General features: G+C 32.3%; 16 protein-coding genes. 8 read left to right on the forward strand and 8 right to left on the reverse strand.

The features are described from left to right. The first annotated feature begins 190 nt into the window (after window positions 1-190). Together ABF633_RS18375 and ABF633_RS18380 are read left to right on the forward strand one after the other, a co-directional pair. On the forward strand, window positions 191-1,699 hold the full coding sequence (locus tag ABF633_RS18375; RefSeq protein WP_415525741.1) for a nitrogenase component 1: 1,509 nt from the start codon (window positions 191-193) through the stop codon (window positions 1,697-1,699). Window positions 1,700-1,786: 87 nt separating this feature from the next. Continuing rightward, on the forward strand, window positions 1,787-3,112 hold the full coding sequence (locus ABF633_RS18380; protein WP_415525743.1) for a nitrogenase component 1: 1,326 nt from the start codon (window positions 1,787-1,789) through the stop codon (window positions 3,110-3,112). Between the two features lie 111 nt (window positions 3,113-3,223). Here the strand turns inward: ABF633_RS18380 and ABF633_RS18385 are convergent, their stop codons facing one another. The 3 genes from ABF633_RS18385 to ABF633_RS18395 all read right to left on the reverse strand — a co-directional run bounded on the left by ABF633_RS18385 (window position 3,224) and on the right by ABF633_RS18395 (window position 5,439). Further along, window positions 3,224-3,430 carry a TOBE domain-containing protein gene (locus ABF633_RS18385; protein WP_415525745.1) on the reverse strand — a complete coding sequence of 69 codons (207 nt, stop codon included), beginning with the start codon at window positions 3,428-3,430 and terminating at the stop codon, window positions 3,224-3,226. A gap of 997 nt (window positions 3,431-4,427) precedes the next feature. Next, window positions 4,428-5,012, reverse strand: coding sequence for an ATP-dependent Clp endopeptidase proteolytic subunit ClpP (gene clpP, locus ABF633_RS18390; RefSeq protein WP_415525747.1), 585 nt, complete (start codon window positions 5,010-5,012; stop codon window positions 4,428-4,430). Window positions 5,013-5,055: 43 nt separating this feature from the next. Continuing rightward, window positions 5,056-5,439, reverse strand: a complete 384-nt coding sequence (locus tag ABF633_RS18395; RefSeq protein ID WP_415525749.1) for a helix-turn-helix transcriptional regulator — start codon at window positions 5,437-5,439, stop codon at window positions 5,056-5,058. 339 nt (window positions 5,440-5,778) lie between these two features. Between ABF633_RS18395 and ABF633_RS18400 the strand changes: the two genes are divergently transcribed. The 4 genes from ABF633_RS18400 (at window position 5,779) to ABF633_RS18415 (ending at window position 11,551) form a co-directional block, all read left to right on the forward strand. Then, on the forward strand, window positions 5,779-7,806 hold the full coding sequence (locus ABF633_RS18400; protein ID WP_415525751.1) for a sigma 54-interacting transcriptional regulator: 2,028 nt from the start codon (window positions 5,779-5,781) through the stop codon (window positions 7,804-7,806). Between the two features lie 255 nt (window positions 7,807-8,061). After that, window positions 8,062-8,793: a gamma-glutamyl-gamma-aminobutyrate hydrolase family protein gene (locus tag ABF633_RS18405; protein ID WP_415525753.1), complete on the forward strand. Its 732-nt coding sequence runs from the start codon at window positions 8,062-8,064 to the stop codon at window positions 8,791-8,793. Window positions 8,794-8,802: 9 nt separating this feature from the next. Then, complete coding sequence (locus ABF633_RS18410; RefSeq protein WP_415525755.1) at window positions 8,803-10,104, forward strand: APC family permease; 1,302 nt, start codon at window positions 8,803-8,805, stop codon at window positions 10,102-10,104. Window positions 10,105-10,261: 157 nt separating this feature from the next. Further along, the gene (locus ABF633_RS18415; RefSeq protein WP_415525757.1) at window positions 10,262-11,551 is read left to right on the forward strand and encodes a serine dehydratase subunit alpha family protein; all 1,290 of its coding nucleotides are present in this window, start codon (window positions 10,262-10,264) and stop codon (window positions 11,549-11,551) included. Between the two features lie 122 nt (window positions 11,552-11,673). Here the strand turns inward: ABF633_RS18415 and ABF633_RS18420 are convergent, their stop codons facing one another. Both ABF633_RS18420 and ABF633_RS18425 read right to left on the reverse strand, forming a co-directional pair. Beyond that, the gene (locus ABF633_RS18420; RefSeq protein WP_415525759.1) at window positions 11,674-14,229 is read right to left on the reverse strand and encodes an FAD-dependent oxidoreductase; all 2,556 of its coding nucleotides are present in this window, start codon (window positions 14,227-14,229) and stop codon (window positions 11,674-11,676) included. An 839-nt stretch (window positions 14,230-15,068) separates the two neighbouring features. Next, window positions 15,069-15,473 (reverse strand): hypothetical protein, encoded by a 405-nt coding sequence (locus ABF633_RS18425; protein WP_415525761.1) that lies wholly within the window; start codon window positions 15,471-15,473, stop codon window positions 15,069-15,071. 325 nt (window positions 15,474-15,798) lie between these two features. On the opposite strand from ABF633_RS18425, the gene ABF633_RS18430 reads away from it, so the two are divergent. Further along, window positions 15,799-16,518, forward strand: a complete 720-nt coding sequence (locus ABF633_RS18430) for a DUF554 domain-containing protein (protein WP_415525763.1) — start codon at window positions 15,799-15,801, stop codon at window positions 16,516-16,518. A 120-nt stretch (window positions 16,519-16,638) separates the two neighbouring features. On the opposite strand, the gene ABF633_RS18435 is transcribed toward ABF633_RS18430, so the two are convergent. Together ABF633_RS18435 and ABF633_RS18440 are read right to left on the reverse strand one after the other, a co-directional pair. Then, on the reverse strand, window positions 16,639-18,318 hold the full coding sequence (locus ABF633_RS18435) for an MFS transporter (RefSeq protein ID WP_415525765.1): 1,680 nt from the start codon (window positions 18,316-18,318) through the stop codon (window positions 16,639-16,641). 192 nt (window positions 18,319-18,510) lie between these two features. Beyond that, window positions 18,511-19,041 (reverse strand): PadR family transcriptional regulator, encoded by a 531-nt coding sequence (locus tag ABF633_RS18440; protein WP_415525767.1) that lies wholly within the window; start codon window positions 19,039-19,041, stop codon window positions 18,511-18,513. 410 nt (window positions 19,042-19,451) lie between these two features. Between ABF633_RS18440 and ABF633_RS18445 the strand changes: the two genes are divergently transcribed. Then, window positions 19,452-19,613, forward strand: coding sequence for a DUF1540 domain-containing protein (locus tag ABF633_RS18445; protein WP_415525769.1), 162 nt, complete (start codon window positions 19,452-19,454; stop codon window positions 19,611-19,613). A 259-nt stretch (window positions 19,614-19,872) separates the two neighbouring features. Here ABF633_RS18445 and guaD read toward each other — a convergent pair whose 3' ends face one another. Then, complete coding sequence (guaD, locus tag ABF633_RS18450; RefSeq protein ID WP_415525771.1) at window positions 19,873-21,153, reverse strand: guanine deaminase; 1,281 nt, start codon at window positions 21,151-21,153, stop codon at window positions 19,873-19,875. Window positions 21,154-21,275: the final 122 nt, after the last annotated feature.

The following is a 21,275-nucleotide window of genomic DNA, read 5'->3' on the forward strand; positions in this document are numbered from 1 at the left end:
TTCTATCAAAGTGGGAGATAACGGCTGCTACGTCCCTGGATAATTCATCTAAACTTGGCGGGAGTACAACAACTCCCACCAAGTAAGATTCATTGATATAAAGATTAATTTGGGAAAATATTAAATTTAGTTAATGCATGAGGCACTAAATTTCAGATAGAGATAATTTTAAACTATTGGGGGGATTAACTTGAAAATTAATTTGGAAATACCTGAGGTAGTAATCAGAGAGAAAAGACTTGGTTCCATTACTGGATTCTGCGGCACAGCAGAAAATTTAGCAGAAAGATCCAGATGCGGAAAACTTAAAGAGGAAAATCGCAGCTTCAGTCAATGGTCTGGCTGCAGTCTTACTCATGCTATATCTCAGCTTTCTACTATACAAGATGCAGTGGTAATACAACATGGACCTGTAGGATGCTCAGGGGGATTTTCAAGTATCAGTTTTAGAAACAAAATAGTTCAGAAAAGAAGAAATTTACCTTTAAAAAACATCAGTTCAGTGAGTTCAAATTTACAGGAGAAAGATACCATTTATGGTGGAGGAGCAAAACTTAGTAAAACTATAAAAGAGACTTTTGAAAGATTTAATCCAAAGGCAATATTTGTAGCTAGCTCCTGTGCTTCAGGAATAATAGGGGATGATATAGAATCAATTGTGGAAAGGGCAGAGAAGGAACTAGGTATACCTGTAATCAATATTTCCTGTGAAGGGTTTAAATCAAGAGTATGGACTACAGGCTTTGATGCTGCTTTTCATGGAATTCTGAGGAAAATAGTGAAGCCTCCAGTGGAAAAGAAAAAAGATGTGATTAATCTGATAAGCTTTTGGGGAAGTGAAGTGCTTACAGAGCTATTTGAAAAAATAGGATTGAAAATAAACCCTGTAGTTCAGTCAAGCACTATAGAAGGATTGTCAAAATTATCAGAGGCCGCAGCAACAATACAAATTTGTGCAACTTTAGGTACTTATCTTGCAGCGGGCTTAGAGCAGGAGTATGGAGTTCCAGAAGTAAAAGCTCCTCAACCCTTTGGTATAACAGGAACTGATCAGTTCTTTAGAGAACTGGGAAAGGTAACTAGTAAAGAGAAGGAAGTAGAAGAATTTATAAGATCTGAAAAGGAAAGAATAGAGCCTAAGCTTGAAGAGTTAAGAAATAAGTTAAAGGGAAAAATAGCATATATCAGTGCCGGGTCTGCCTATGGACATAATTTTGCCACTTTATTAGGGGAGTTAAATATAAAAGTAATGGGGGCTTCTGTATACCATCATGATCCTGTCTATGATAATAGAGATGAAAATACAGATACTTTAGGTCATGTTGTTAAAAATTATGGAGACATACCTAATTATGAGGTATCCAATAAGCAATCCTTTGAGTTTGTAAATGCTTTAAATAAAATAAAACCGGATATATGCATATTAAGACATACAGGATTGGCAATATGGGCTGTAAAACTTGGTATACCAACTATTTTATGGGGAAATGTAAACCTTGCTTTTGGTTATCAGGGATTAATTAATTTCGGAGAAAGAATTGTTGAATTGTTGGAAAATGATGAATTCGTAAAAAATATTTCAGAACACTCAGAATTACCTTATACAGATTGGTGGATGAAGCAAAATCCATATTCTTTCTTAAAAAGTAAAGATAAAAGCAAGCATGAATTATTTGAAAAACATCATGTGGAAGTATAGTGGAAAACTTTCACTGGAAAAAATTACACCCCTGGGGTGCAAATTTTTCCAGTTATTAATATATAAAATTTTAAGGGGGAAAAATCAATGGCAGAGATAATCGAACAACCAAGATATGTGTGCGCTATAGGAGCACAGCAAACTGTTTTAGCTATAAATAAAGCAATACCAATTCTTAATTCGGGACCAGGCTGCAGTGAAAAAGTATTTAGTGGTGTAAGTCTTGATGCTGGATATCAGGGAACTGGTTATGCTGGTGGAACTACTGTGCCTTGCACAAACAGCTCAGAAAGAGAAGTAGTATTTGGAGGGGAAGATAGACTAAGGGAAGTAATAGATGGAACCCTTAAGATTTTGAAAGGAGATTTGTTTGTGGTAATGACGGGGTGCACTTCTGATATTATAGGAGATGATGTGGGTCAGGTAGTTTCCAAGTACCAAAAAGAGGGTATACCAATAGTATATGCTGAAACTGGTGGTTTTAAGGGAACTAATTATGTGGGACATGAATTGGTAATTGAAGCTATTATAAATCAATTTATAGGAGATGTGGAGCCAACGGTTAAAAAGAGATTGGTTAACGTTTGGTCTTCAGTTCCTTATCAGGATCCATTTTGGGCCGGGAATTTGGCAGAGATTAAGCGTCTGCTAGAGGGAATAGGACTAAAGGTAAATATACTATTTGGACCAAAATCCAAGGGCGTAGAGGAGTGGAAAACTATTCCCAATGCTGAATTTAACATTGTATTATCTCCATGGGTAGGACTGAAAACAGCAAAACTATTAAAAAACAAATATGGAACACCATATTTGTATCATCCAATACTTCCTATAGGCGCTAAACAAACCACAGAGTTTTTGAGAGAAGTAGTGGGATTTGGAAATCTGGATAAAAATAAGGCGGAAGATTTTATAAGAGAAGAAGAAAAAAATTATTACTATTACTTGGGGAGATCAGCTGACTTTTTTTTAGAATTTCGTTATGGTTTATTTCATAGGTTCTTTACTATCACTGATTCCTTTTATGCTCTTGGTATAAATAAATTCTTAATAAAGGAACTTGGACTTGTACCAGGTCAGCAGTATATTACTGAGGATACTCCAAAGGAACATCAGGAATCTATAAGAAGTGGATTTGAAAGCTCTTCAAAGGCCGTTTCGGCAGAGGTTATATTTGAAACTGATGGTGGAAAAATTCATGAGGGCATAAGAAATTATGATCACAAAAACCATAAACCACTAATTATAGGCAGCTTTTGGGATAAGGATATAGTTTCTGAATTGAAGGGATATGAACTGGATATATCAATTCCAATACTAAACAGTCTTATATTGGACAAGAATTATGTTGGTTACAGTGGTGCATTAACTCTAACTGAAGACATATATAATAGTATTCTACATGTTTATTAAGTTAAATAAAATAAAAATAAGAGGAAAGCGTATTTGAAAGTTTTCCTCTTATTTTATGTTAGCCGATCATTTCATTGTGACAATAAAAATATATTTTTATATAGGAAAATACTAAGCTAAAAGTAAAACTGATGTTGATTTAACAAGAGCAGTTACTTCTGAACCTTCTTTGATACCAAGATCTTCAATAGATTCAAGAGATACTATTGAAGTAATATGATTTCCTCCACCGATATCTACAACTACTTCAGCAGTTATAACACCCTTTTTTATATTTGTAACTTTTCCCTTTAATTGGTTTCTTGCACTAATAGCCATAATTGTTTCCTCCCATTTTCTCTTTATTTTTTATTTTGTATATATATTTTCTTCTCTTTACCTATAATTATACATAAATTTTATGAAAAATCAAATTATAGCTAATATACCTTTATATGTATGATTATCCTGTTATGTATGTCTATATAATGTATAGGATTAAATTCTAATTACCATATGATACAAAAGCAATTATAAAGGAATTATAATTAAATTTTTGTTAGTTTTTATATGATTTTATTTTCTGTAAAATAAATGTTAATAAATTATTAATTTCAATTTATAATAAATTAAATATATTCTGATAATGATTTTATATTAAACATATTGACAAAGTATATTTTGTTTGGTAATATAAAAAGTATACTGAAAATTGGAAATTTATAAAAAATTCAAACAATATTAACAGTATATGCTAACGTATAGCCAAATAAATGATAAGCGAGATGTTAAGAATGGTTGAGAATAATAGAAAATATTTTAAATTTATTAAAAGGGGAGGTGGAAATTATAATGTCAATATTATTTATGTTTATAGCAGCAGTAAAGAGAAAAATTTTCTTAGCGGATAAAGTATAATTTAATAAAATAAGTATACTAATATTTTTATAAGAGAGGACTCACAGGATAATTGTTTTATATTATATGTAATAAGTATATTAAGGGTTATATATTTATATAAAATCGGATTCACGATAAGATGGAACTAAGTCCATAAAAAATAACTGTGAGATTAGATTAATTTATGTGTACTAAACTGGAGAAGATTTAAATCCACTAGAGGTGTCATATTTTATTTAATGTATGAGATTTCTAGTGGATCTTTATTTAATGTGTTATACATCTTGTACCTAAGGGAATATGAGAATTCTACACACAACTTGTTAAAGTAAATGTTTTTGCATGTTTTAATTGCCTTCAGTGCTGACAGTGAATTTGGTACAATCCATTTTTATTTTAAATTTCTACTTATATATATTAATATTTGTAACAGATCCTATTTTGAAAGAATTTTGTCTATTATTCCATATTTCATAGCTTCTTCAGCAGACATGAAATAATCTCTTTCCATATCTTTGTCTATTTTTTCAAGAGAATTACCTGTCCTTTCACTATATATTTTATTTATTTTACTCTTGGTTTTTAGAAGCCAATCTGCATGAATTTTTATATCTGTGGCCTGACCTTGAAAGCCGCCATGAACTGATGGTTGATGTATTAGGATTTCGCTATTGGGCAGAGCATATCGCTTACCAGATTGACCTGCTGTTAATAAAAATGATCCCATGCTTGCAGCTAAGCCTACACATATGGTGGATACATCTGATTTTATATATTGCATTGTATCGTATATTGCCATTCCAGCAGTTACAGAGCCTCCAGGACTATTTATATAAAAATTAATATCAGCGTCAGGATTGTCGGCCTCAAGAAATAATAGCTGAGATATAATTAAGCTTGCAGTGGCATCAGTCACTTCATCAGCTAACATAATTATTCTATCTTTAAGTAACCTAGAGTATATATCATAGGAACGTTCTCCTGAATTTGTCTGCTCTATAACTATGGGTACATAACTCATTAAAATCACCTCTTAAATATTAGTTTGGACAATTGTTAAGTCATTAAGCTGCCATTGAAAGCATACTTGTAATTTTATTTTTTGAACTTATAGGAGTTACATTAATTCTGCTTTTCCTAAATTCTCTTGGCGGTATCCCATAAAGTTTTTTAAAGGCTTTTGTAAAGGATTCCTGAGAATTAAACTGATATTTTAAAGCTATATTTACAATTTTATCATCTGTATTTAGCAACTCATTAGCTGCTTTTACAAGTCTTCTCTTTCGTATATATTCAGCTACGGGTTCTCCAACAATAGCATGAAAAACTCTGTGAAAATGATATTTTGATAAAAAGGCCTTTTCAGCAAGGTCTTTAAGTTCTATTTTCTCATTTAGATTACGTTCAATATATTCCATAGACTTCTTAATGCAAACATCATAATTCATATTAAGATAACTACCTCCTTCAATCTTTTTCTATAGTATAACTTAAATTTCCATATAAATCCTGTCTCTTTTTGCTCATTTATATGAGATAATGCTGATTGGCAAAAAATAAATTTTCACTAACAGGATTTAATATAAGTTAGTTGTAAGCTTATTAATATTTACTTGTATAACAGCATTATGTTTTAATAAGAGATAGGCAAGATGATAATGATAACAGTATTAAGTTTATAGAACAGCATGGGGGTAAGGAGTTTAGTCGTAAAGACTTATTCAATTTTTTTTGATGAATTTTACAAATGATATCAATCTCTTAGTTGAAAAAAAGTAGGTGAATTTATGAAAAGTATTGCAGTAATTACTGATAGTAATTCGAAATTAGCAGTTTTTCTGAAAGATAATTTAGAAGAAATATTTGAAGGTTTTGTAAATATAAACAATTATTATCTATCAGAATTAAAAAAAGGCTACATTATAGAAGATGATTTAATTCTTGTTATGATAGAGGAGAGACTTATAGCCATAAAAGATTATGTAAATGATATAAGAAAAATAATGGTTATTGAGAGGACTATAAGAGAAAGAGAAGGTTACAAAATATTTTCCATACCAGAGGGAATGGATGTGTTAGTTGTAAATGATAATAAAGAAACTACTTTACAAATTATCTCCCTGTTATATGAGATAGGAATAAATCATTTAAATTTCATACCTTATTATGAAGAAAGAAGATATGAAAATATAAAGGTAGCAATTACCCCTGGTGAAGTGAATAAAGTACCAAGACACATAAAAGAGGTTATAGATATTGGAGATCGATGTATAGACTTTTTAACCTTTATGAGAATAATAAATAGACTTCAAATAAACAATGATGTAGTTCAGAATAGACTCATAAAATATTCTGACACCATAATAAATATAGGAAACGGAATAAAGGAACAGTACAAAGAATTGTACAGTAAAAATCTGGAGATGAATACTGTTTTAAATCAGTTAAGTGAGGGAATTATTTTAGCTAATAAAGATGGAAAGATAACTGTTTGTAACAGCAGTGCTTTAAAAATGTTTGACATGAGGGAAGGAATATTAAATAAAAATATCAATGATGTATTCAGAGATAATTTTAAGAGAGTGGTTCATGAGAAGACATTAAAGGATGAAGTATTTAAATTTGAAAATAGATATTTAAATATAAACAAGAGAATAATCAATTATCTTGGAATGGAAAACGGTATACTTATAAATATCAGAGAAATAACTGAGATAAAAAAACTGGAACAGAATTTAAGCAGTAAGCTAAGAGAACATGGGCAGATAGCAAGATATAGCTTTAAGGACATAATTACTCATTCTTCCAATATGAAAGAATGCATAAGAATAGCAAAGAAAATAGCTGACTCGGATTTAACAGTGCTCATAACTGGAGAAAGTGGTACCGGAAAAGAACTGCTGGCTCAATCTATTCATAATGAATCGAAAAGAAAGAATCAATCTTTTATTGCTGTGAACTGTGCGGCTATGCCGGAGAATTTACTTGAAAGTGAACTTTTTGGCTATGACAGAGGGGCTTTTACAGGAGCACTGAGGGAAGGAAAAAAAGGTTTATTTGAAACAGCTAATAATGGAACTATATTTTTGGATGAAATAGGAGATATGCCGCTGCATCTGCAGACAAGACTGCTGAGAATTCTTCAGGAAAAGCAGGTTATGAGAATAGGTTCAGATAAGGTGATTGACATAGATATAAGGGTTATTGCTGCTACAAATAAAAATTTGCATAATTTAATTGAGAAGGGAGACTTTAGAGAAGACCTTTATTATAGAATAAATGTACTTCCGCTCTTAATTCCACCTTTGAGAGAAAGAAAGGAAGATGTGCTGCTGTTATTAAAGTATTTTCTTAAAGATAAATATGAATTTACTGTTGAATTTGAGAAGATAATTGAAGATTACAATTGGCCGGGAAATATAAGGGAACTTATGAATATATCATCTTATATATCGCTAATGAGTGAAGGTAAAGAGGTAACAGAAAAATCACTGCCGTTTTATATAATGAACAATGGTGATGATTTCTCAAAAGAAATTGATATCTTAAATAAAAAATTAGGATATGAAAAATGCTTCTACATACTGAAAGCTGTAAAAAGACTTAATACTGAAAGGATTTCTTCAGGGAGAAGTAATATAATTGAAGAACTTAAAAAGGAGAATATGAACTTCACTGAGGCTCAGGTCAGGTATGCATTAAAGGTAATGAATGAGATGAATATTATTGATTCAAAGATTGGAAGAGGTGGAAGCAAAATCAGTGAAAAAGGTGAGAAAATATTAAATAGGATAATTAACGGGATGTATAGATAACCTATATATCCCGTTAATTTATTATGTGTGTATAAATAAAAAATTTATTTCATATTGAATTTAAACAAATTATAGTGAATACAGGCTATTTATAATAAAAATAAATCTATTACATTAGTTTGATAATAATTTATAAATATATTGGCATAAAAATTGCTTTATTAATAATGTATATTTGCAGGGCTTAAAGAAGGATGCCTTAGAAGAAAAATATATGAATGAAAAACAATAACTAAAATAATAGGAGGAAGTAAAATGGATAAGAAACCTATTGTAGGTATATCGGGAAGCTTTATAGTTGATCAAGGTGGAATGTTTCCGGGCTATAGAAGGGCTTATGTAAATGATGATTATGTAAGGGCTGTAGCTATGGCAGGGGGTATACCTTATATAATTCCCATTGTAAATGATGAAGATTTGGCTAAAGAACAAATGTCAAATGTAGACGCATTAATTTTATCCGGTGGTTATGATGTGAATCCATTAATTTATGGTGAAGAGCCAAAGCAAAAACTGGGAGCTATATTACCAGAGAGAGATGAATTTGATATATGGCTGTTAAAAGAGGCCTGTAAGATGAATAAACCTGTACTTGGAATATGCAGGGGAATTCAGCTTATGAATGCAGCCTTTGGAGGAACTATAAATCAGGATCTATCCTATGATGAAAATTGTTATATAAAGCATTTTCAAGAAACAAGTCCTTCTACTGCGGGGCATACGGTAGAAATTGTAGAGGGAAGCAGATTGAACTTTATACTGAGCTCAAAAGTAACTACAAATAGTTTTCATCATCAAAGCTTGAATAGAGTGGCAGAAGGTTTTAAAATTGCAGCTAGGACAAAGGATGGTACTATTGAAGCCATAGAAAAGGAGGGAGAAAATTTTGTCATGGGAATTCAGTGGCATCCTGAAATGATGAGCAGCAGTTCTCCTGAAATGCTTAATATATTTAAAGAATTAATAAAAAATGTAAAGAAGGGTTAGGTGTTTTAAATGAAAGAAAAAAGTAAATTTGGATTTTCAAGTATTGTACTTCTGGGAATCAATGCAATTATAGGTTCAGGTATTTTTTTACTGCCAAATTCAATTTATAAAACTATTGGATCTGCAAGTATGTTTGTAGTATTGTTTGATATGTTTTTAGTAATAAGTCTTGCCTTATGTTTTGCAGAAGCGGCAGGCATGTTTAAGCAAAATGGTGGCCCCTATATATATGCAAAAGAAGCTTTTGGAAATTTTATTGGCTTTGAAGTTGGTTTTATGAAATGGGCTATAAGTATAATTGCCTGGTCAGCTATGGCGGTGGCTTTTACAACTGCACTGAGTAAAGTCTGGCCTCAGGCGGGCACTGGAATTGTAAAGAATATAATAGTAACTATAATTATTGGAGGATTAGGATTTTTAAACTATCTAGGTGTTAAAGTATCACAACTTATGAATAATATTGTTACTTTTGGAAAACTGATACCTCTTGTTATATTTGTGGCTATAGGCATATTTTTTATAAAGGGTGGAAACTTTTCTCCAATGTTTGTAGGTGGAAGCTATAAAGCTGGTTCATTTGGAAGTGCAGCACTTATAATATTTTATGCTTTTACAGGATTTGAATCCATAGCAGTTGCAGCAGAGGATATGGAAAAACCAGAAAAAAATGTACCTATAGCATTGATAACTGTAATGCTAATAGTATCTGCATTTTATCTTTTGATTTTAGCGGTATGTATTGGAGCCTTAGGACCTAAATTAGCTAATTCTGTAGCACCTGTAGCAGATGCAGCGGGAGCTTTTATGGGACCTTTTGGTTCAGCTTTAGTTACTGCAGGAACTCTTATATCCATTGGTGGAATAAACATAGCATCTTCCTTTATAACACCAAGATCCGGTGTGGCACTAGCTGAAGGTGGTATGCTTCCAAAGATTATTTCAAAGAATGGAAAACATGGAACTCCTGCATGGTCAATACTTATAACAGTTGTAATTGCAATACTTATAGCAATATCAGGCAGCTTTGCAACTCTTGCGGCTATAAGCGTAATTTCTAGATTTGCACAGTATCTTCCAACTTGCCTTGCTATTCCTGTGTTAAGAAAAACCAGACCAGATTTAAATAGTACTTTTAGAATACCCTTTGGACCTGTTATACCTGTGGTAGCAATTGTTGTCAGCATATGGATGCTCACTCAGACCACATTACACAATGTTTTATTTGGACTTGGAGGACTAGTTGTAGGTATACCAATATATATATTTATGACGAGAGTATACAATGTAAGAGCTGAAAGTCAGGCAGGTTAGGGAATAGTAATGATTTTCTGTGAATCGCTTTCACAGAGTGCAAGTAGAGGATTAAAATTTTTAATTTTGTGCGAATCACTTTTACAGAATGCGATGGGAGTATTAGAGTGGATAGTCATGGAATAAATATAGAATTAGAAAGGCGAAAGGAAGGCCTATGAATAATAAAAAATGGGATGAATATATAGATATAATCAAAAGAGAAGCTGTGCCAGCCATGGGATGTACAGAGCCAATTGCCGTAGCTTATGCTTCTGCAAAAGCCAGAGAAGTTTTAGTGGAAGAGCCTGAAAGTATAGAAATATACGCAAGCAATAGTATTTTGAAGAATGCCATGGGAGTAGGGGTACCGGGAACAGGAATGATTGGTATTCCCATAGCTGCCGCAGTAGGAAGTATAGGTGGAAAGTCAGATTATAAGCTGGAAGTTTTAAAGGATTTAACTGATAATCAGGTTGCCAGAGCAAAAAGTATTGTGAATAGCAGTAAGGTGCAGGTTAAATTAAAGGAAAATATAACTTACATATATATAGAAGTTATATTGAAAAACAAAGACAATTATTCAAGAGTTGTTATAGAAAAAAATCATTTAAATATTACTCTCATTGAGTTAAATGGACAGGTTTTATTTAAAAAAGATGAAACAAAAAATGACTCTGAAGATTATTTAAGGGATAAAGAAATTTTATCTATTGAAGAAATATATGATTTTGTAGTAAATGTGCCCTATGAAAAAATAAAATTCATAAGGGAAAATGCCAGACTTAATGAGTGCATAAGTGAAGAGGGACTTGAAAATGACTATGGGCATAAAGTGGGTAAAGTACTCAAAAAATATATAAATTACAATTTACTTAAAAATGACATCATGATAGGAACTATACTTAAAACTGCCGCTGCCTCTGATGCCAGAATGGACGGATGCTCACTATCCGTACTAAGCAGCTGTGGAAGCGGAAATCAGGGAATATTACTTTCCATACCTGTAATATCAATGGGACATGAGCTGGAAAAAGATGAGGAAACTATAACAAGAGCTCTCACCATGAGTAATTTAATGTCCATATATATGCATAGTTACCTGGGAAGATTGTCTGCACTATGCGGAGCTGTATTAGCAGGAGCATCCGTTGCTGCTGCCATAACATTTTTATTAGGCGGCAATGAAAAGCATATAAAGCAGTCAATCCAAAATGTTTATGGAAATATAACAGGAATGGTATGTGACGGTGCTAAAAATAGTTGCGCACTTAAAATATCCACCTGCGTTTTTGCAGCCATTACCGGAGCTATGCTGGCAATGGAAGATATAAGCATTACTGATGAAGAAGGAATCGTGGAGGCAGAGGCAGACAATACCATAAGAAATGCATGTAATATTGGATCTGTAGCAATGAGAGAAACTAATGATATGATTCTTGATATAATGCTCAATAAGAAAAAATAAGATTTTATAAAAATATTTAATGTTTATTTTTATAAAAAATCACTACGGGATTCATATGAATTCCATAGTGATTTTTTATTGGAAATTACCCCAAGGGTATACTGCCAAGTGGGCATTGCAAATTAAACTATAAGTCCTTCAGAAAGAGCTTCATTGAGAGTTTTGCCTTCCTCCATTGCCAGAATAAGCTTAGCGCCTTCCTTAGTATCGCCTATTAGATAACCACCTGCAAATACATCATTTTTGAAGAATAGGGTCTTGATTTTTTCACTGTTATCATCTGCAATTTCTACTTTTTTACCACCCTTTGGTGAAATCTCTCCAAGAGACAATACAGAGGTATTTAATGCATTGAATATTACAGAAGAAACAAAGTCTTCAAATTTAACATCGTCTCCAACAGCATTGGCACCAGCTGTTTTACCCATTTCTACGGCTGCATTCCAGTTACCATAAACTAGGCCGTTAAATTCAGCAACATCACCAGCGGCATATATATCCTTTTTATTTGTTTCCATTTTTTCATTTACTATAATGCCTCTATTAACAGCAATGCCGGCGCTCTCAGCGATTTCTTTGTTTGGAACTATTCCAACGGAGAAGAGAACTAAATCTGCATCTATAATTTTACCGCTTTTTAATTCTACTCCAGTTACTTCTTCATTACCATGTATTTTAATTGCACATTCGTCAAGTACTATATCTATGCCCGATTTATCTGCAATTTGTTTAAATACTTTACCGCCAGCCTCATCTAATTGCTTAGGTAAAAGTCTTGATATGCATTCTATAACGGATACTTTTATACCGTGCTTTTTCATTTCCCAAGCAGCTTCAAGTCCTAAAAGACCGCCGCCTACTACTACTGCATTTTTTATTTTAGATAAATTATCTTTTATTTCAGAGGCATCATCTAAAGATTTTAGTGTGTAAACACCTTTCTTATCAATACCTTCTATGGATGGTGGAATAAAGTTCCTGCTTCCATTTGCCAGTACCAGCTTATCATAGGACTTTTCAGTATTATCCTGTAGAATTACCTTTTTTTCATCTGGTTTTATTTCTTTTATTGTTGTGCCTAGAGTAAGTACTACATTATTTTCAGTATACCAGTTCTCTGGTGCAACGTAGAGCTTATTATCTGGAAGGTTTTCACTTAGATAATCTGAAAGCTCTGGCCTATAGTAAGTTCTATATTTTTCAGAAGATACTATTTCAATATCAGCAGCTTTATTTCTATTTCTTATAGCTTCAGCACTATAGAAGCCAGCAGCACCGTTTCCTATTATAAGAAATTTTTCTTTTTTATCTGAAGCGAAGGTTACATCCTCCTGTTTTACCTCTATAAACTGATCTTCTCCAGCACCACACACAGGGCAGACTTTAGGAGGTTTATCTCCATCAAATACTACTCCGCAGACGAGGCATTTCCATTTCTTTGTGCTAGCTTTCTTTTTATTTTTTACACCATTATTAAGATGTTCCTTTACCTTTTCTCCAAAGCTTTCACCAAATTTATAGGCAGAAATGAGGTCTTCCTCAGAAGGTTTAAAGTTTACTTTTAATCCTGGAGTGAGAACATCAAATCTCAATTCCTTAAGTCTTCTTTCTATATTTGGAACAGCTTCCCCACTCCAACCATAGGAACCAAAGGCAGCGGCAACTTTTCCACCGTGAATTATTGGATTCAATATATTGAAAAGATCTAAAATTGGTTTAAGTGCATCACTGTTAATAGTAGGTGAACCAAATAATACACCTGCAGCAGCAGTTATTTTATCTATTACTTCTTCTTGCTTATTATATATTACATCTAGTAATTCTACATTAAAATCCCCTGTGGACTGTATTCCTTCACTTATCTTTTCTGCTAGAGTTTTTGTATATCCATAAGCAGAAACGTAGCTGATTACAATATTTTTAGAATTTAAAGTGTTTTCAGAAGCCCATTTTCTGTAGAGCTCTATAACTTCCTTATGGCGTTTTCTTAAAATTGGTCCATGACCTGTACAGATTGTATCAATAGGCAGATCTTTTATTTTTTCATAAGCTCTTAAAACATAAGGTTTAAAAGGCCCCATAATACCATCAAAATAATATTTTAATGCCTCAAGATAATCATCATAATTTTCTATTTTATCATCAAACATTTCTTCAGAGCAGTAATGACATCCAAAGGAATCACAAGTTACTAAAAACTTATCCTCAGGTATATAAGTATATATGGAGTCAGGCCAATGAAGCATAGGAGCTGAAATAAATTTAAGAGTTTTTCCACCTAAATCTAAGATAGAACCATCTTTTACTTCAATATAATCAAAGTCATGATTTACAATGCCTTTTAAGAATTTTATGGCAGTAGAAGAACCAACTACCTTTGCATTCCTCGATATATCAAGGAGTTTTGCTACGGAGCCTGCATGATCCGGTTCTGTATGATCAACTATAATGTAGTCTATACTTGTTATATCAATATTTAAGGACTTTAATCTTTCAAGATATTCATCAAAAAACTTCTCTTTAACAGTTTCGAAGACGGCTGTTTTATTTGTACCTTTAACTATATAGGAATTATAGGTTGTTCCGAAAGGTGTATACATTATAATATCAAATATTCTAAGACCTGGATCTAGGGCACCTACCCAATAAATATCTTTTTTTACTTCTAGGGCTTTCATTATAATCACTCCTCACTTATAATATGTATTATTAACAAATAATAATTATTAAATATTATTTTAATACATTATAATGATAATTGCAACACATTTAACTAGTTTTTACTTTAAAATTACTTTATATTCATATAAACAGAGTTATTACTATAGGCATTTATCCGATGACTACCATCGCACTCTGTGAAAGTGATTCGCACAAAATTAAAAATTTTGGCTCTCTACTTGCACACAGCGAAAGCGATTCACAGAAAATCAAAGATTTTTGTTCTCTGCTTTTCTATCAAAGTGGGAGATAACGGCTGCTACGTCCCTGGATAACGATTTCTAAGTTTCAGCTGGAGAAAAAAACTCCACCTGAAACAAAGAACTCTGTTTATGATACTTACTAACAGATTTCTAAGTATCAGTATTTTTGATACTTAGAAATGGTGGTCCTTTAGAGTAAATCGTTATCCAATAGTGTAAATTGTTATCTATGATAATATTTTATCAAAGAATAACATAGATAGTAAGTCATTAATGGATATATTTTTCAAAATATCCGTTGCGTCTTTGACTTACTATTTATTTTCATATGCCTAAGATAAAAAAGTAGACATGAGAACATTTTGATATTGAAATGTTTTCATGTCTACTTTAGACTAATGCACAGAATTTTCCTAGCATCTATAGGATAGGCTGGAGATTGATAACACATTAATAAAACACTCAAGGCTCATGTAGGGGCTAGGTCACTATAGTACAGTGCCATGGGAGCAAGAAAATTTTAAGCCTGTGCAGAGTGTAGATTACGGACTCCTAAAAGCAGAGAGCTTTTTGATTCTTTAAGTTGGAGTAGTCTATTCCTCATATATGAACAATTTTTGTAGACAAAAATTGTTAAAGGCTTCTACATCATCAGAGTGTTCAGGATTGTCAGTTTCTATGGATATAATCAAATCGTTTTCATTATCTGTAGAAGGATTCATGTGCATTTCAATATTAGAAGTTTTAGCATCCATTTCAGAAAAGTTATGGTCAACAATTATTTTTACACCTAAATTATCGCTATCGTAGCCATATAGATAATACTCAGATCTTTTGGTTATAATATAAAAATTATCGTTTATTTTGTGAAGTACATTCATAATGCCCTGTATGACATGGTTTTCATCGGATTTGTCGATAATACCTACTAACTTTTTCGTACGTTGATTTACTTTTTCAAATTGATCTTGAATTGGTTTTATAAATAGTCTTTTCACTATAACACACCTTCCTTTAATATAAAATATATTACAAACAAGTAAAATATATTATTAAAATGTTTACATATTATTATTTCTACACAAAAGTGTATATTCCTTCTAGAAATAAGTAAAAATTTTAAATTTTCACATATTTTTAGGTCTTATGTAAAGTATATTTATAAGTTTTTTACTATGTTTAGGATCTCTATTTTATTTGTGGTGATAATTTGAATGAGATATAATTATGATAGAAAGAATTTCACTATAGGCTATATTAAAATTGCTATAATCAGATTAGCTTAAAAGCAAAATACTAGCTGAAGGATTGGAGGAAACAATAATGCCTATTGGAGTTATAATTAATGCTCTCTCAGTGCTTTTTGGAGGTTTAATAGGAGCATTTTTAGGAGATAAAATTCCAGAACGAGTACGTAAAGCATTGCCCCTTACTTTTGGTGCAGCATCAATGGCCATGGGTATAAGCCTCATAGTAAAAATGAATACAATGCCTGCAGTTATCTTATCTTTAATTCTTGGCAGTGCTATAGGTGAGTTAATTAAACTTGAAAAGGGAATTGAGTGGTGTGCAGGGCGTGTACGTAAACCAGTTGAAAAAATATTTTCTAGTAAGGGAAATATACATAATCAAAAAGAATTTATGGAGAAGTTTGTTGGCATAGTAGTTTTATTTTGTGCCAGTGGTACAGGAATATTTGGTGCATTAAATGAGGGGATGACCGGTGATCATTCAGTATTAATAGCAAAATCATTTCTAGATTTTTTCACAGCAGGAATTTTTGCAACAGCTCTTGGATATATAGTTTTAACTATTTGTGTTCCTCAGTTTATTTTACTAATATGTCTGTTTTTTAGTGCATCATTTATATTGCCAATGACTACACCAACAATGGTTGCAGATTTTACCGCCTGTGGAGGTATTATTATGTTAGCAACAGGTTTTCGAATAAGTGGTATAAAAGCTTTTCCAATCGCCAATATGTTGCCGGCTCTTGTACTTGTGATGCCAATATCACATTTGTGGACTATGTTTGTAAAATAAACTTTATATTTAATAAATTCTATAGAATTGTGTTGAATCTTCCTCTAATGGGACAACTATCTGTTTTGCGCTCCCGATATAAAAAATGGACCAGAGTTCCAAATAACTCTAGTCCATTTTTTACACTGCCGATAACTTATCTTTTTGCTCTACTAAGTTCTCTTTCTTCCTTTCATCACTAAAGAAAGCAAAGAATATTCCAGGTATCAATATGAAAAAGCCATATCTAAAGGTAGAGCTAAAGGCAGCTACCGTATGATCTGTAAATTTATTTTGTATATTTGTAAAAAGCATTTTTGTTTCATTTTTTTGAACTTCAAAACCCTGTTGAATCTTACTTTGCATAGCAGGGGGAGCGGCTTGTAAGGTTTCCTTTTCTTTAGCATCAATTTGTTTTAATATATCATTTATATTTGGTTTACTGCTAGAGTTACTTGAATTAAGTGAAGCTATCATAGCTGTCTTAGCATCAGAATTAAAAACTGTATCAGCTTTAACTATATTAATGGCATCAGTCTTAGCTGTTGACATTTCACTGGTCATGCTGGAATTAAATAAGGTTACAAGTACTGCTACACCAAGTACTGTACCAAGAGTTCTTGTCATATTGTTCACACCTGAGGTCATACCGACCTTATCTTTTGGCACATTTTTTATCATGGAACCCATCATGGAGGACATAGAAAGTCCCATACCAACACCACCTACAACAAGTCTCCATATTATGTCTAAATCTGTTGAATACTGAGTAAGAGTACTGAAAAGATAACAGGATATGGAAAGAAGAGCCATACCTGCAACACTAAACCATCTCCCACCGAATTTTTGCATAAAACGTCCGGATAGAGCTGAGCTTACCATAGAACCTGCTGCCATAGTTGATATAATGAGACCGGCGTAAAGTTGATCTAACCCTTTAACCTGAGTTAAAAAGAAGGCTAAGAAAAATGCACCAGACATCATTCCAAGACCTAACAAAAACAGTGCAACTGCTCCACAGGAAAAAGACTTTATTTTGAAAAGACTAAAAGGCAGCATTGGACTCTTTACTTTTAATTCTGATACTATAAATAGTATAAAGGATATTATAAATATTACAAATAATGAAATTATGAAGCTGGAAGTCCATCCTTTATCATTAGCTTCTATAAGTGCAAGGGTTAATGAAAATACGGCGGCGGAAAGTGTTATTATTCCTAGAAAATCAATACTTTTATCAGCAGAGGTATCATAGGATTCCTTAATGTATTTTATTGTTAATATAACTGAAATGATTCCAATAGGTATATTTATAAAGAATATAAATCTCCAGCTGAAAAATTGAGTAAGTATACCTCCAAGAGAAGGCCCACTGGCAGCAGCAAGACCTGCGAAAGCTCCCCATAATCCAACTACCATTCCATGCTTTTCAGGAGGGAATATGTTAACTGCCAAAGGCACAGTAACCGGTACTACAAAAGCAGCAGATAAACCCTGTATTACTCTGAATACAATTAGCATTTCTGGAGAAGCAGATAGACCTGATAGCAGAGAAGATATAGTAAAAGCTATTATACCAATAATAAATAATTTTTTTCTTCCAAATTGATCTGCAAGTCTTGAAGCTGTTATTATCATTACGGCAAAGGCAATGTTGTAACCATTTATTACCCAGGATATATTTTGTACTGTAGTATTAAAGTATTCTGTCATTTTAGGTAAAGTTATGTTAACTATGGTAGTGTCTAAAAGTGCCATAAAAAAACCTAATATTATGGCAACAAAGGCGATGGCAGTACTGGAATTAGATTTCTTGTTCATATTAAATCTCCTCGTATTTTTCATTTTTATTTAATATAATTGTTATTATTTTTATGTTAGCTTTTAAAGATAATCCTTGTAAACAGTGATTAGTATATTTATCAATAAAATTTTATAGGTAGTATCACAAATTTCTATAGAGTAATGAATTACCTTCGGAATAGAAGTTTATTATTAATAAAATAAATAATATCAATATTTTTCTAATAGCTTTGAAGACCACTTATCTAAAAGTTTATATAGATCTTCATAAAGACCTATGATATCCTCTGCAGTACTATTTTGGCTTCTCAAATCTTTATGCTCTTCTTTAGGGGCACCATTCATGTATTCATTCTTTGCTTTTAATGTATTATTGAACTTTTTTAGCAAATTATGTCTTTCATCAGCACTAAGATTATTTAAGTTTGCAATAAAGCCGCTGAAGTCAAAATATACATTAGAAAAATTGGTAGAAGACTCATCCATAAGTTTATGAAAATATTCATTACCTTTTGTATTTATAGAATACACAATCTTTTCTGGCATTTCACCTTCTTTAATAGTTTTTGAATTGAGATATCCATTTTCGCAAAGCTTAATAATCTTCTTATAAATAGAAGCATTACTTATTTTGATCCAATGAGTCAAGTCCCAGGTTTCGAACTCTTTAACCATTTCATAAGCACTTTTCTCACCACGAAATAAGTATCCTAGAATTATTAAATCAATTGATGATATCAAAATTAAACCTCCTTTATACGATATACTACTATACAGTATAGTAGTACGTCGTATATTTGTCAATGCGAAATGCACAATAAAGCCTATTTTAACCTGACTAACTTGGCGTAAGTCTCCCACGCACACAGCGAAAGCGATTCACACAAAATCTAAGATTTTGGTTCTCTGCTTTTCTTCAAGTGGGAGTTCAACGCCAAGTAAGCCATGCATTTGCAGTTCTAAAATTCAGATGGGGTAAAAGAATTTCCACCTGAATTAAGAACTTGCTTCAATATATAGATTTGTCATAATTTCCTTCGCATGGATTTACTGAAAATTATGTTTTCATTGAGGCAATAGCTTTAGGTATAATATCTATTTTTTATAACATACTAAATCATGTAAAACACATATGAAAGGAGATTTATACTATGGCACCTAAAATGGAAGTTAAATGCGGCGTTGATAGCTGCAATTACTGGAAAAACAATGTCTGTAATGCCAGCGCTTTGGAGGTTAATCCAATGAGCGGTAAAAATGAGCCACATACTAGTGATGATACTTGTTGTACAACATTTAAACCAGGTAAATAAATTTATCCGATGACTAGTCGCTGTAATACTCCACATGCTAAAGGTGGAGATAACAGCGGCACGTCCCTGGATAATTCATCTAAACTCAGTGGGGATAAAAACTACCACTGAGTAAGATTCATTGATATGGAAGTTAAGTGAATTTATTTTGCACAAAAAGCCTGAAGCTGGTTGCTAATACTAACTTCAGGTTTTTTAACTAAATGGATAAAAATAGAAAATAATGAAATGTATTTTAGCTAAAAAATATTTAAAATTTTCACAATACAGGCTCTAGAACTTCATTTCCAGCTACATAACGAACCTTTATATTTCTATCATCGCCAGTATAGATAAATTTTTGAAGTCTTTCCTCTAAGGATAAAGGTTTTACTATGGGAAGAGTACTGTCATCAATTACTAAGGCATCAAATTCATAGCCTTCTTCAAAGCTGCCTACTTTTCCGAAAAATTTACCGCCGCCTTTTGTGGCAATATAGAATAATTCAGCAGTAGTTAAGCTTTTTTCAGCCCTATTATTAACAGCATAATTTAAATTTGACACTTGAGCTGCAGATACTATGGTGTTAATAATAGATAGACTGTGGCCGCCGGAAATATCACTGCCAAGACCCACAGGGATACCCCTATTTATAAGTTTCCTTATGGGAGCTATGCCGCTGGACAAATTGCTATTGGAATTAGGACAGTGTACTGCAAAAACTTGTCTTTTAGCCATTAGATCAATTTCATCTTCCTCTAAATGTACACAGTGTGCCATGCAGGTAGGAAGTTGCCCTAAAAGTCCTGCTTCATCATATACTCTGGCATAATTTTTACTATCAGGGTGAAGCTGTTTTACAAAAGAAATTTCATCTCTATTTTCACATAAATGAGATTGAACTTTAGCATTGAATTTTACTGCCAGTTTTCCAAGACCATTCATTAATTCAGTAGTACAGGTGGGAACGAATCTGGGAGTTATTATCGGCTTAACTAAATCATATTTTTCAGAGTATTCTATGAGAATTTCTTCCGTATCTTTTAAAGACTGTTCAGTGGTTTCTACTAAGAAATCTGGTGAATTTCTGTCCATATTAACTTTACCTACATAAGCTGAAAGTCCTGACTGACTAAACATATCCATAAGCATTTTAGAAGCTTCCTTATGAAGAGTTGCAAATATTACAGAACGAGTAGTACCAAGCTTCCATAGTTCTTTTATAAGATAGGAATATACTTTTTTGGCATAAGCTAAATCTGAATACTTTTTTTCTTCTGGAAAAGTGTAGGTTTCCAGCCAGGGCATCAATTCCTTATCAAGTCCAAGACCAAGATTTGCAAATTGTGGAGCGTGAAGATGTAAATCTACAAAACCAGGTATTATAAGTGAATTTCCATAATCTTTTACTAATATATCTTTATATATTGCAGGAAGTTTTTCATATACTCCTTTAACATAGTTATCTTCTATTACAATATAACTGTTTTCAAATATATTGTATTTACCAAAACTAGGAGTAAATATAATGTTACCTTTAACAGCATAAATACTTTTCATAACTATTCCTTCTTTCCGAAATACACCATATTATATTCATTGTGTTTGTACATTTGTTAGTGCAAAGTATTTAACCTGACTAACTTGGCGTAAGTCTCCCACGCACTCTGTGAAAGCGATTC

Origin of the sequence: Clostridium sp. (genome assembly GCF_047718555.1) — a bacterium.
In the GTDB taxonomy this organism is placed as follows: Bacteria; Bacillota; Clostridia; order Clostridiales; family Clostridiaceae; genus Clostridium_I.

What these genes read in the sequence shown, in the direction of transcription:
- ABF633_RS18380 (WP_415525743.1), top strand. Translation starts at nt 1,787, where the DNA reads ATGGCAGAGATAATCGAACAACCAAGATATGTGTGCGCTATAGGAGCA.
- ABF633_RS18385 (WP_415525745.1), bottom strand. Translation starts at nt 3,430, where the DNA reads ATGGCTATTAGTGCAAGAAACCAATTAAAGGGAAAAGTTACAAATATA.
- clpP (WP_415525747.1), bottom strand. Translation starts at nt 5,012, where the DNA reads ATGAGTTATGTACCCATAGTTATAGAGCAGACAAATTCAGGAGAACGT.
- ABF633_RS18395 (WP_415525749.1), bottom strand. Translation starts at nt 5,439, where the DNA reads ATGAATTATGATGTTTGCATTAAGAAGTCTATGGAATATATTGAACGT.
- ABF633_RS18400 (WP_415525751.1), top strand. Translation starts at nt 5,779, where the DNA reads ATGAAAAGTATTGCAGTAATTACTGATAGTAATTCGAAATTAGCAGTT.
- ABF633_RS18405 (WP_415525753.1), top strand. Translation starts at nt 8,062, where the DNA reads ATGGATAAGAAACCTATTGTAGGTATATCGGGAAGCTTTATAGTTGAT.
- ABF633_RS18410 (WP_415525755.1), top strand. Translation starts at nt 8,803, where the DNA reads ATGAAAGAAAAAAGTAAATTTGGATTTTCAAGTATTGTACTTCTGGGA.
- ABF633_RS18415 (WP_415525757.1), top strand. Translation starts at nt 10,262, where the DNA reads ATGAATAATAAAAAATGGGATGAATATATAGATATAATCAAAAGAGAA.
- ABF633_RS18420 (WP_415525759.1), bottom strand. Translation starts at nt 14,229, where the DNA reads ATGAAAGCCCTAGAAGTAAAAAAAGATATTTATTGGGTAGGTGCCCTA.
- ABF633_RS18430 (WP_415525763.1), top strand. Translation starts at nt 15,799, where the DNA reads ATGCCTATTGGAGTTATAATTAATGCTCTCTCAGTGCTTTTTGGAGGT.
- ABF633_RS18435 (WP_415525765.1), bottom strand. Translation starts at nt 18,318, where the DNA reads ATGAACAAGAAATCTAATTCCAGTACTGCCATCGCCTTTGTTGCCATA.
- ABF633_RS18445 (WP_415525769.1), top strand. Translation starts at nt 19,452, where the DNA reads ATGGCACCTAAAATGGAAGTTAAATGCGGCGTTGATAGCTGCAATTAC.
- guaD (WP_415525771.1), bottom strand. Translation starts at nt 21,153, where the DNA reads ATGAAAAGTATTTATGCTGTTAAAGGTAACATTATATTTACTCCTAGT.